This window comes from Pseudoflavonifractor sp. HCP28S3_F10 (assembly GCF_052065415.1).
Lineage (GTDB): Bacteria > Bacillota > Clostridia > Oscillospirales > Oscillospiraceae > Pseudoflavonifractor_A.
In genome coordinates this window covers 68,650-79,471 of the sequence record NZ_JBQHUB010000010.1, presented here as the reverse complement: position 1 = coordinate 79,471, position 10,822 = coordinate 68,650, and the positions used below count along the sequence as shown (strand labels likewise).

The 10,822-nt window shown below is 55.4% G+C and carries 9 protein-coding genes; 3 read left to right on the top strand and 6 right to left on the bottom strand.

What is annotated here, in order from left to right; translation table 11 throughout:
* Nucleotides 1-92 precede the first annotated feature (92 nt).
* Nucleotides 93-689, bottom strand: coding sequence for a GDSL-type esterase/lipase family protein (locus ACTNBZ_RS06415; protein WP_441208843.1), 597 nt, complete (start codon nucleotides 687-689; stop codon nucleotides 93-95).
* 190 nt (nucleotides 690-879) lie between these two features.
* Between ACTNBZ_RS06415 and ACTNBZ_RS06410 the strand changes: the two genes are divergently transcribed.
* From ACTNBZ_RS06410 to rlmD, 3 genes are all read left to right on the top strand, one after another.
* Nucleotides 880-1,362: a SprT-like domain-containing protein gene (locus tag ACTNBZ_RS06410; RefSeq protein WP_441208842.1), complete on the top strand. Its 483-nt coding sequence runs from the start codon at nucleotides 880-882 to the stop codon at nucleotides 1,360-1,362.
* Nucleotides 1,363-1,438: 76 nt separating this feature from the next.
* Nucleotides 1,439-2,272, top strand: a complete 834-nt coding sequence (locus ACTNBZ_RS06405; protein ID WP_441208841.1) for an RsiV family protein — start codon at nucleotides 1,439-1,441, stop codon at nucleotides 2,270-2,272.
* On the top strand, nucleotides 2,257-3,876 hold the full coding sequence (gene rlmD / locus ACTNBZ_RS06400; protein WP_441208840.1) for a 23S rRNA (uracil(1939)-C(5))-methyltransferase RlmD: 1,620 nt from the start codon (nucleotides 2,257-2,259) through the stop codon (nucleotides 3,874-3,876). Before ACTNBZ_RS06405 ends, rlmD begins: the two co-directional genes overlap by 16 nt.
* Nucleotides 3,877-3,963: 87 nt before the next feature.
* On the opposite strand, the gene ACTNBZ_RS06395 is transcribed toward rlmD, so the two are convergent.
* From ACTNBZ_RS06395 to ACTNBZ_RS06375, 5 genes are all read right to left on the bottom strand, one after another.
* On the bottom strand, nucleotides 3,964-4,230 hold the full coding sequence (locus tag ACTNBZ_RS06395) for a hypothetical protein (protein ID WP_441208839.1): 267 nt from the start codon (nucleotides 4,228-4,230) through the stop codon (nucleotides 3,964-3,966).
* A gap of 247 nt (nucleotides 4,231-4,477) precedes the next feature.
* Entirely contained in the window at nucleotides 4,478-4,909 is a 432-nt protein-coding gene (locus ACTNBZ_RS06390; RefSeq protein WP_441208838.1) for a hypothetical protein, read from the bottom strand.
* Between the two features lie 13 nt (nucleotides 4,910-4,922).
* Nucleotides 4,923-6,125 carry a recombinase family protein gene (locus ACTNBZ_RS06385; RefSeq protein WP_441208837.1) on the bottom strand — a complete coding sequence of 401 codons (1,203 nt, stop codon included), beginning with the start codon at nucleotides 6,123-6,125 and terminating at the stop codon, nucleotides 4,923-4,925.
* 205 nt (nucleotides 6,126-6,330) lie between these two features.
* Nucleotides 6,331-8,970, bottom strand: a complete 2,640-nt coding sequence (locus ACTNBZ_RS06380; protein ID WP_441208836.1) for a DEAD/DEAH box helicase — start codon at nucleotides 8,968-8,970, stop codon at nucleotides 6,331-6,333.
* A 15-nt stretch (nucleotides 8,971-8,985) separates the two neighbouring features.
* Nucleotides 8,986-10,737, bottom strand: coding sequence for a site-specific DNA-methyltransferase (locus ACTNBZ_RS06375; RefSeq protein ID WP_441208835.1), 1,752 nt, complete (start codon nucleotides 10,735-10,737; stop codon nucleotides 8,986-8,988).
* Nucleotides 10,738-10,822 lie beyond the last annotated feature (85 nt).

Here is a 10,822-nt window from a genome sequence, read left to right as displayed (position 1 = left end):
TTATAAAGGCTCTGATTTAGCCGGACTCCTTCACCGTGACGGTGGACTTGTTTATCCGTGAAGATGGACCGGAAACTCCGTGCAAGTGGACTTTATAACCCGAAATTTACACTCAGGTGGCAGCCGTCCGGTCCCAGCTCCTCCGCCGCTGTTCCGGCGTCCAGGAACAGGAGCCCCCGCTCCTCCGCCAGGGCGCGGTAGCCCTCCGCCAGCTGCCGGGACATCTCTACCGAGCCCATATCGAACGCGGCGTCCTCCGCCGCCCGCTCCGCCAGCGGCTTGGGGGCCACCAGCAGAATGACCGGGTCCGGCCGCTGGCCGTGGAGCCCCCTGGCCAGGAAGGCTATGGCCCGGTCTACCAGCTCGCCCATGTCTGCGGTGATCTCCGCCGCCGTCCGGCCGAAGCGGGGCTTGCACTCGTTGGTCCCCAGCATGAATACCACCGCGTCCAGAGGCAGGTGGGAAGCCAGGCAGGGCAGAAGGTACTCCATGGCCTCGGCGCCGGGGCGCATATCGTCAAAGGAAGAAAGGGTACGCCCGTTCATGCCCTCCTCGATGATCCGTACATCCTCCCCCATGAGCCGGGAGAGCCGGCCGGTCCAACGGACCTCCTCAGGAAACCGCAGGCCGCCCTGGGCGCCGTTAAAGCCCCAGGTGTTGGAATCGCCAAAACACAGGATCCGCTTCATATCCTTCCCTCCGTTCGTGTACGTCCGGCCCGGTGGGTGTCCCGGCGCCGGATCTGTGTATCCCAGTATATCCGTCTCCATATCCGGTGTCAATGGGACTGCGGGCCGCCCTTCCACGATTTTTCTCATCCGATTCCTCTCTTCTGTGTTAAAATAGAATGGATTTCTTTCTCTGACCGGAGTGATCTTCTTGAACGATTTTGACGCTCTGCTCCGTGCAGTGCTGGCCCAGGCCCGGAGTTCGGGTATCCCGGTGTCCTCCGCCATCGACCCCCATGTGGTGGTCAACACCCGGGCCCTCACCCGCTTCGGCTGCTGTGTCCGCCGGGGCGGTTCCTTCCAGATCCAGCTCACCCACCGGCTGCTGGACGCGCCGGAGCAATCCTGCCGGGAGACGCTGGCCCACGAGGTGCTCCATACCTGTCCCGGCTGTCAGAACCATGGCCAGCGCTGGCGGGCGTACGCCGGGCGCATGAACGCGGCCTTCGGCTACCACATCTCCCGCACCTCACGGCCTGAGGATCTGGGGGTGGCCGACCTCAGGCCGGTGCGCCACTTGGTGGTCTGCCAAAAGTGCGGGCGGGAATTCCCCCGGACCAAAGCCTCCAATCTGACCCTGCATCCGGAGCGGTACCGCTGCAAATGCGGCGGCACCCTGGTGCTCAAATACTGACGTTCCCATATTTACGCCGCTGTTTTTCAATGATACAATAGGAAAAACAACCATCCGCCCACGCAAAGGAGTTTATATGAAACGGTATCTTCCCGCAGCTCTGGCCGCCCTCTGTCTCACGGCGCTCTCCGCCTGCGCTCCGGCCCCCGCTCAGCCCACCGCGTCCCCCACGCCCGCGCCCGCGGTCACACCTGCACCCACGCCCACGCCTGTGCCCACCCCCACGCCGGTCACCGAACCTGCCGACCCCATCCTCTCCAGCCAGCTCTTCGCCCAGAGCTATACCGCGGAGGACGGCGCCGTGGTGCTCACTGTCAGCTACACCCTGCCCGACTTTGAGAACCGGGACCTTCATCCTGCGCTTGCCGCCATCTCGGACTACTATTCCGGCGAGGGAGCCGAGCTCCTCACCGCCGCCGGCGAGCGGGCCGAGAGCGCCAAGGGGGATTACGAGGTCTCCACCCTCTCCGGCCTTCCCTTCCAGGCCACCGCGGAGGAGATGACCTTTGAGACCAGCTTCCAGTCGGAGTGGGCCATCTGCTTCACCCGGCAGTTTTACGTCAACTCCGTGGGGGCGGCCCACCCCAGCGTGTTCCGCATGGCCGAGCTTTTTGACCTGACCGACGGACACAGACTCACCTTTACCGACTGTTTTACCGATTCTCTCGCCGCCGCCGACGCCGCCAGGGAGGCCGTGCTCCGCTCGGATGCGGCGGCACAGCTCCTCGCCCAGGGTGTATCCAGGGCCGACATCCAGGCCTCTTTCCAGCCGGAGCACTTCTATCTGACCGGGGAGGGCTTCGTGTTCTGGTATCAGCCCGGCGAACTGGGCGCCGGCAACAGCCCGGTGGAGCTCTCCGTCCCCTATTCTGCACTGAAGGAGTATCTGGTGGAATGGATCGCGTCTTAGAACACACTGAACATTCCCTCTTCATCGAGGGCTATTCCAGCGACGGCGACGGCGTCGCCCGGCTCAACGGCGCGGTGGTCTTTGTGTCCGGCGGCCTCCGGGGCGAGACATGTACGGTCCACCTGGATAAAGTAGGCCGCTCGGCCATCTGGGGCCACGTGGTCCGGGTCGAGGAGCCATCGCCCCGCCGCGTCACCCCCGACTGTCCCTACTTCGGCCGGTGCGGCGGCTGCCGCCTGCGCCATATGTCCTACGCCGAGGAGCTGGAGGCCAAGCGGCAGCGGGTGGAGGACGCCATCCGCCGTATCGGCGGGCTGGACCTGTCCGTGACCGAGATCCTGGGCGCAGAGCGGCCCGAGCGCTACCGCAACAAGGCCCAGTTCCCCGTCTCCCCCGGCCCTAGGGTCGGATTCTACCGGGCGGGCACCCACTCGGTCACCGACGTGGAGGACTGCCTGCTCCAGAGCCCTGCCGCCGCCCGGCTCCGCGCCGCCGCCAAAGCTTGGATGGAGGAGTATCACATTCCCGCTTATGAGGAGCGCTCCGGCAGGGGACTGGTGCGCCACGTGTACGTCCGCACCAACCGGAAGGGGGAGTCCCTCTTCTGCCTGCTGGTCAACGGCAAAGGGGTCCCCCACGAGGAGGAGCTGGTCTCCGCTCTCCGCGGGGCGGAGCGCGGCCTCACCGGCGTGGTGCTGGGCGTCAATGAAAAAAAGAACAACGTGATCCTGGGGGATTCCTACCGCACCCTCTGGGGCCGGGACGATCTGGATGACACCCTGTGCGGCCTGACCTTCCGGCTGTCGGTGCCCTCCTTCTATCAGGTCAACCCCGACCAGACTGAAGTCCTCTACCGCAAGGCGGCGGAATTCGCCGGCCTCACCGGCGGGGAGACGGTGCTGGACCTCTACTGCGGCATCGGCACCATCGGCCTGACCATGGCTTCCTCCGCCGGGCAGGTCATCGGCGCCGAGGTGGTGCCCGAGGCCGTGGAGGATGCCCGGCGCAACGCCGCACGCAACGGTATTACCAACGCCCGCTTCCTCTGCGGCGACGCGGGGGAGGCCGCCCGCCGGCTCTCCGCGGAGGGGCTGCGGCCCGACGTGGTATGCGTGGATCCGCCCCGCAAGGGACTGAGCGAGGACGTGATCTCCACCGTGGCCGCCATGGGCCCGGAGCGGGTGGTCTACGTCTCCTGCGACCCGGCCACTCTGGCCCGGGACCTGGCCCGCTTCGCTGGGAAGGGCTACGCCGCCAGGAAGGCCGTGGCCGTGGATATGTTTCCCCGGACCGCCCATGTGGAGACGGTGGTCCTCTTGTCACGGGAAACAAATCCACTGACGGTTGAAGTCAGAATGGAAGTGGAAACCGGCGAGGTCAAGGAGCATCCGACCTATAAGCGTATTCAGGAATATGTGCAGGAGAAGTACGGCTTCAAAGTCCATACTGCATATATTGCAGAGGTCAAGCGCATGGTCGGATTGGATATGCACAAAGCGCCGAACGCTGTGGAGCAGAGGAAGCATGAGTATCATCCATGCCCGCCTGAAAAGGTCGAGGCAATTAAGGATGCTCTGCGGCATTTCGGCTTAATTGCTGAGTAACGTCACTGTGAGGCAGTAAAAATGCCTTATTAAAACTGGAGATAGTGAGAACAGTGAAATCCTTTCTCCCTGCATGAAAAAAGCACATCAGAAAGCAAAGCACGGCAGAGCGTATACGGTACGCCTTTGGATGTGGAATTTTACGGCATAGAGCATTTTTACACCATTTGGCAAAATGCGAAAGTGCTTCTTGCAAACAGAGCATTGTTTTACCCGCTGAAATCGCTGTAATGAGGAGAAGCCCAGCATCACGTCAAACGGCGCGTGCTGGGCTTCTTTTTGTTGCGTCTCGGGGCTTTTTTTGGAGGATAATCCCTCCTGTGTGCCATTTGTTTTTCTATGCCGTGTTGACATACTGCGCTCTACCTATCACGGTGACTGTACGTTCTCGGAACAAAAATGAACACGTTTTCTCTGTATAGGGAGAAAGCCGGAGAGGAATAAGAGGGTAAGTGCAGGCTGTGGGAACGGTGTGTAAACCACTTGCGGTTTTCCACGGTTTCCATAGCCGCAGCGAGGGAGAAAAGGGAGAGGTGGCTTTCTCGCTCAGGTGGCTTGCCGCCGCTCTTTGGCTCTCCCTTTTCTCCCTGAGTATCAGGGGTTATTCTGCGTCATTGCTCGGCGTAACAGGGCGAAAGTCCTCCTGAACGCCCTCGTTAAGGTCAAAACACATGGTTTTTGCGTCAGCAACCCAGAAGCCACGCACCCTATACCGCTTTCCGGGAATATAGTCCTCACCCGTAACGGCCCGCAGAGGGTCAAGCAGGTTCTTGTTGGAAATTGTTACGACACCCTTCTGCTCTCCCTTCGGCTTGGAGAATTTGAAACCCTTCGGCTCGTTGCTCTTGCACATACGGATCGCAAACACTTTCGCCTTTGCATCCAGCAGGCACAGGACATAGGCGGGATAACCCAAGTCCTCAAGCACCTTCTTGGTGAAAGTCACGCCGTTCTGATTCAGGAACATATCAGGGTAGGCGTTGATGTTGGAATCAATGGTTTCAAAGTTCAAAGCGGAAAAATCGAAGTTCATAGTAAAAATCCTTTCATTTCATCGTGTTTTGTGCCTCATCCACGATTTCCATAAACTCCTGACGTTCTAAAAAAGACCACCGGGAATCCATGATCAGATAGCCCTTGAAAAGACCATCTTTCACGCGGTATGCGACAAAGTGATTGCTTAGACGGCGCAATGTAGCCCGTTTTGCCGTGCTGTGCCGCTCCGACAGCAGTTTTTGTACCTTTATCCAGTCCTCTTTTTTAACAATAGCTGTATGGTGATTTTCCTTGAAATACATATTCAGATCAGTGTTTTTCACTGATTTATGTGTGCGGAAATCTTTGGTATAGGTTTTCTGCATCAAGGCATCACCGCAGTATTTCTCATTTCGGAGGATGCTGCGGACAGTACCGGCAGACCAGAGGTCATTACCCATGGGAGATTTGATCCCCTGCTCTGTCAGGGCAGCGGCTATTTCCGCTGGCGTTGCGCCCTCCAAGCAGCTTTCGTAGATATACTCGACAATTCGTGCCTCGGTAGGTTCGATAACCAACCGCCCAAAGTGGTCGCGGTAGAAGCCCAACGTGTTCTGCACAGAGAACTTGTAGATGCCCTCCGCCATGCGCCAGCGAATACCTGCTTTAATGGCCTCACTCTTTTGTTGGGATTCCATTTCAGCCAGAGCAGCCAATAGTGAGATCAGGAGGTTATTCCGTCCATCACCGGTATAGGTAATTCCCTCCGTTTCAAACTCGACGGAAACAGGGGGATTCAGAGCAGAAAGTGTTCGCAGATTGTTCAGAATATCCACGATATTCCTACCAAAACGGCTGATGCTTTTCGTGAGGATCAAGTCAATTTTTCCGTCCACCGCGTCGGCAATCATCTTCTGAAATCCCAGCCGTTTTTCAACAGTAGTGGCACTGATTCCCTCATCTTGATAGATTTCCACCAGTTCCCATTGCGGATTGGCTTCAATTCTCTTGGTAAAATGATGAATCTGCATATCGAAACTGCCGATCTGTTGTTCCTCCTGCGTGCTGACGCGGCAATATGCCGCAACGCGGAGTTTGGGTGGTTCCGCTGCAATTTCTCGCCGTTTTTGCGGCGGGATGACAATGACACCATTTCCGCGCTGATTATAGGAAATCTCGTCCTGCATCTGGCGACGTTTTTGTTCTCTGCGCTCAGCTCGGCTGCTGGTCTGCCGCTCGGCCTCTATCGCTTTGGGATCAAGCGGTTTGGCCATATCCTGCCTCCTGCATTAGAATCTCGCTCCAGTTTCTATACTGCATCGGCACACCACCCCCTTTGATTGATTTTCGTTCTCATTTTTATCACGCTCCCTTTTGAAAAATTATGACAATCCGCAGACCATAGCCAGCGGAATAGCCATCCAAAGAAAACGGCAGCAGAATTACTCCTGCTGCCTGAATCTGTATGAATTTTTACACTTACAGCGCCTTTACTGTCTCCACAAACTGGCTCATGCTGACAGCTCCCGGCAGGAGGTTTTCTCCATCCCTGAACACCATGTAATAACGGTACTGGCTCCCGGCGGCAGTCCGCCACGCGCGTCCCAATTCAATCTTTTCCCGGCTGTCATCGTTTTTCAGATGCTCGCCCTTGGTTTCTGCAAAGATAATCTTGCCGCTCTGGGTCATAATCATAATGTCCGGGTAGTGCTTGATATAGCCGTTGATGGCAAATCCATGCCGGGAGAGATTGCGGTGCCACCAGCGAACATTCGGAAGGGCGGTCAACTCCATAATCAAATCCTGTTCCAGCTTGTTGATGTCGCCATCCTCGGCTTCATACAAAGAACCGCCGTATATGTCTGTGCTGGTCGTGGGATGAATAACTGACGGCAGCCGATAGGACGGCTGGCATACAATGCGTTCGGTTTCCAGCCATTTTGCAAAAGTTTCCCGATAATGTGCATCCAGCAAGGATTCAATCTTTTCTCTGATTTTCTTGGCATATCCCAGCGGAGCCTTCTCCATAGCGGCGATCTGTGCCTTGTCCATATCGTCCACGATGCGGTTTATGTAGGATTTCAGTTCGGCAGCGTCCACCATGTTCAGCTTATTGAGTTGATTGAACATCATATCCTTGCATTGGCGCACACGACTCTCCGGCGGCAGACTGTTGAAGTATTCCTTGAAATACCGCTGCTCTGCGCTGGTCATTTTGAACACCTTGGGCAATCCGCCCTCATTTGCCCGCACATCGACCTCGGCAATCTCATCATCAGCTGCGGCAAAATCAATGTCGTATGCCTTACCTTTCAGCGTGAAGCCTTCGGCGAGCTGTTCTTTTTCCAGCAGTTCCAGCGTACCTTCCGTAAACAGGGTATCGGGGATCACCTGGAAAAATTGAGGGATCACAAGAGTTTCAAGGTCACTTTGGAATTGAGGACGAACACGGAAAGTAGCCACTTGTTCCCGCACCTCCCAAGGAAGATTCTGAATCTGCGGATCATCCTGCCCCTGTTTTACGGCGTTGTTGTACGCTTCACCGGCTTTGGCGGCATCATCCAGCATACTGTCGGCTTTGGGGGTAATTTCTGAGGATTTTTCCTGTTCCCGGCGGCGTTCCAGTTCTGCCCCGATGGATTTCCCATCCAGCCCTGCAAAATCGTCCTGTTCCGTTTCCAAAGGGGCTTCCGTATCGGAAACTCCTTGCAGTTCGGTAATGTCGATCTGCACCGGGGGCTGCTCCGAGCCCTGGGGCTTCACAGACTCAGCCAGACGGTAATCCTTGTCGCTGAATCCTGCACTGTTCAATCCCTTGATGATGTGCTGCACGGTAGTGTTAAAATCGTTGGAGGAAGTCAGCACATAGGACATATTCAAAGCCGATTGTGTGTGCTGGCGTGTATGGGGCAGACGGAGGATACGCCCCAAAATCTGCTCCACATCCACCTGACTGGTTTTGTTGGCAAGGGACGCAAGAATATAGGCAAAGGGGCAATCCCAGCCCTCTTTCAGTGCATTGACCGTGATAATATAGCGAACAGGACAATCGGGAGACATCAAATCCACATTTTTCAGTTCATTCACATCGGCGGTGCGAATGGCGATCTGCTCTGCCGGGATGCCAGCGTCCACCAGCTTATCCCGCAACTTTTCAAAGGTGGTAGCGTCCTCCTTGCCTTTTGGTTGTGCCTGGAACAGCGCGATGGGGCGAATATACTTGCCTGTTTTTGTATATTCCGCACAGGCGAGTTCTTCCAGCTTATTTCGCAGATCGATCGCGTCAATCAGCACATCGGATTGACTGTCCCGGTTGTAGACGATCACAGGCAGCTTGACCATGTTCTCGCCCTTGAGCTGCACCGCGTCCACATAGGAGATAATATTGCTCTCCTTTTTCGGCGTAGCGGTCAAATCCAGAACAAAGCAGGGATTGAAGTTCTCCAGCATTTCAAGGCTGAGATCAGACCGGGCGTGGTGGCTCTCGTCCACAATGACAAGCGGGTTAAGTTGATTGATGATCTGGAACAGCGCTGTTTCGTCCGCTTTCTCAATGGGGCTGTCTGGCTTGCCAAGCACCTTGGCAAACTCGGCAAGATTGCTGTTCTCCTGATAGGCTTTCAAGCCCTCCTTGCCGCGCCCACGGAAAGAATCATAGGACAGCACCATGATGGAAAGCTGTTCGGTGACGGCAGTGGGATTGAAGTTCTGCCCGTTCAAAAGCTCCTGCTTGGTGTAGACCTCCACGCGCCCGCCAAAATCCACATCAATTTTCTGTCGGTAGGGATGTTGTGTGTCTTTGAGGGCTTTCACCGTCTGCGCCAGGATTGCGTCCGAGGGAACGAGCCATACCACTGCCTTTGTCTTGGTAACAGGCAGAGCGTCAAAAATGGGGCGAATGGCATTACAGGCGATAAAGGTCTTCCCACCGCCTGTGGGCACCTTGAAGCAGAGGTTAGGGACACCGGGCAGAATATCCTGATAGTACCCCAGAGACGGTGCACTTTTTTCCTGCCAGAAGCAGCGGAAAGCTGCCGCGTAGTCCCGTGTTTCATTCAGCAGTTCCAGATAGCGGGTCAAGTCCGCTATGACCTTTTTCTGATAGCTTTTTAATTCCATATAGCGAACACCCCCTTACAGTCTGCTGATGTCGCGGGGAATCTTCTTGAAGGTGATCCCCATCTGCGCCAGCTTGTCCTCACCGATGGAGCAGCGGTCGGCATAAATGACCGTTCCATCGGCTTTTTCTTTGATGGTGGCAAGAAACGCATAGTCCAAAACCGTCACGCGCTGCGGCTCATAGTAGAAGTAGTAACCCGTGCTGTTGTGGTTACCGAGGTAATAGGGGCTGTCCCCAGCAGGAGGGGCATAGGGCGTTTTGGTTTCCATGAACCAGATGTATTCCCGGATTTTTTCGGGGGAAACAGCTTCGTTCAGGCAATCGCCCACAAGCAGCGGTTCGCCCAGATCGTAGAAGCTGAAATTGCCGCCCGTACCCTCCACGCCCGTTTTGCCCTCGCCGTAGCCTTGGATGACCCGCTTCACGCGTTCGGCAGTAATGCTGTCGGCGTAGTCCATCATCTCAACAAGAATGAATTTCCGATGCCCACCGTCGGCTTTGTTCATATTCAGAACAGCGTGGGCGGTGGTGCCAGAACCGGCGAAGGAGTCGAGTACAAGAGCATTGTCGCTCCCGGCGATTTTCAGAACAAACTCAATTAGGCGGTGTGGCTTTGGGGTATCAAAAGTGGCTTTCCCGTCAAAAATCGCCAGCATTTCTTTCTTGGCTTCATCGGTGTGCCCGGTTTCAGTAAAGGCCCAAAAGTTGGTAGGCAATCTACCTCCAACCTCGGTAAGATATGTTTTTCTCCGAATGCCGCCTTTTCCATTATTAGAGAAGCAGAAAACAGGCCACTGTCCCCGCTGATATACTTGCTCGGCTTGTTTTGCCGCTTCTTCAAGTGGAACAGACAGCATTATCGCCTTTACATCTTGTCGAACGCTTTCTTTGGCAATTCCACAAAGCTCTGCCCGAACTTCTGCATCATTAATATCTCGTAGCTCATACGGAGCCCAGCCTTGCATAATTTCAAGAACTTGTTCTTGTCCAAAAGACCAATGCCGCCCGTTGGGCGGGTACATAATCTTTCCTGTAATTGGGTGCTGAACGCCATAGACCATGCCCTGATGACCAACTGAATCCGGAGCAAATGCGTCACTGCTTTTCCATGGTCTAACATCGTTATCCGGGTTTTTATATCTTTCGTCCATTTCTGCCGTTCTTGGTAATTTATTTGGATTCCAATCAGGCTGCTTGCTGTAAACCAACAAATGCTCAACTTCGTTTACGATGCCTTTGGAATCATTGCGGGTGGAGTATGTACGCTGCCATGAAATATTGGAAACAAAGCAGTTGCTTCCGAAAATCTCGTCACAAATCAATTTCAGATTGGCATATTCCGTATCATCAATGCTGATAAAAATAACCCCGTCCTCCGCCAACAGCTTTTGCAGCAGCTTCAGCCGGGGGTACATCATGCATAGCCATTTGTCATGGCGGGTCAAATCCTCGCCCTCTTTGCCGACAACCTCGCCCAGCCACTTCTTTATTTTCGGGTCGTTGACATTATCGTTGTAGACCCAGCCTTCGTTGCCCGTGTTGTAGGGCGGATCAATGTAAATACACTTGACGCGCCCCTCATACCGGGGCAGCAGTGCTTTCAGGGCCTCCAGATTATCGCCCCGGATAATCATGTTTTCGCTGCCGTTATCTTCTTCATGCTGGCCCTGCTCGTCATAGCTGTATTGGCGCTCCAACACCCGGAACGGCACTTCCTGATGGTGATTGATGACTTTACTTTTTCCAATCCATTCCAGCGTTGGCATGGCTGTTTTCCTCCACAAATCTATTCTCGTAAAAGACCTGTCCTGTCACGGAAGGACTAATATTTGTTGAATTGCGTCCAATCTT

Excerpts from the sequence above, each read along its gene's own strand:
- ACTNBZ_RS06390 (WP_441208838.1), bottom strand. The coding sequence starts at position 4,909 with ATGAACTTCGATTTTTCCGCTTTGAACTTTGAAACCATTGATTCCAAC.
- ACTNBZ_RS06395 (WP_441208839.1), bottom strand. The coding sequence starts at position 4,230 with ATGTCAACACGGCATAGAAAAACAAATGGCACACAGGAGGGATTATCC.
- ACTNBZ_RS06405 (WP_441208841.1), top strand. The coding sequence starts at position 1,439 with ATGAAACGGTATCTTCCCGCAGCTCTGGCCGCCCTCTGTCTCACGGCG.
- ACTNBZ_RS06385 (WP_441208837.1), bottom strand. The coding sequence starts at position 6,125 with ATGGCCAAACCGCTTGATCCCAAAGCGATAGAGGCCGAGCGGCAGACC.
- rlmD (WP_441208840.1), top strand. The coding sequence starts at position 2,257 with ATGGATCGCGTCTTAGAACACACTGAACATTCCCTCTTCATCGAGGGC.
- ACTNBZ_RS06380 (WP_441208836.1), bottom strand. The coding sequence starts at position 8,970 with ATGGAATTAAAAAGCTATCAGAAAAAGGTCATAGCGGACTTGACCCGC.
- ACTNBZ_RS06375 (WP_441208835.1), bottom strand. The coding sequence starts at position 10,737 with ATGCCAACGCTGGAATGGATTGGAAAAAGTAAAGTCATCAATCACCAT.
- ACTNBZ_RS06415 (WP_441208843.1), bottom strand. The coding sequence starts at position 689 with ATGAAGCGGATCCTGTGTTTTGGCGATTCCAACACCTGGGGCTTTAAC.